Consider the following 344-nt stretch of genomic DNA (forward strand, 5'->3'; position numbering starts at 1 on the left):
CGCCCGTGGATGTCCCACTTATTAAAACTTGTTACCTCTGTCATAAGCGTGTTCAACTCAGTCGTTGATTGAGGAACATGGTGTCCTACTTGATTCATCTCAGTTCCGGCCAGAGCATCAAACCAACAGACAGTTATCCCACCTCCGTTAACATGAGCTGTCTGATACAAATAATCTGCAAAAGTCTTTTTGATAAGGTCAGAATATTCATGAGAAATAACGAATAATCGTTTACGCAATGCCTCTTCATCAGGGCGATGTTGGCAATAATGCTCACTGAACTCCTTAGCTTTCTCCATCAAACCTGTATAACGCCAGCAAATCCCGAGGGTTTGATTTCCGCC

The 344-nt window shown here is 43.3% G+C and carries 1 protein-coding gene; it reads right to left on the reverse strand.

Annotated elements, in window-relative coordinates:
• On the reverse strand, positions 1-344 hold a 344-nt coding region (locus E1189_RS22850; RefSeq protein WP_196220981.1), incomplete at both ends, for a hypothetical protein.

The sequence above is a fragment of the Parendozoicomonas verongulae genome (genome assembly GCF_009711465.1).
In the GTDB taxonomy this organism is placed as follows: domain Bacteria; phylum Pseudomonadota; class Gammaproteobacteria; order Pseudomonadales; family Endozoicomonadaceae; genus Sansalvadorimonas; species Sansalvadorimonas verongulae.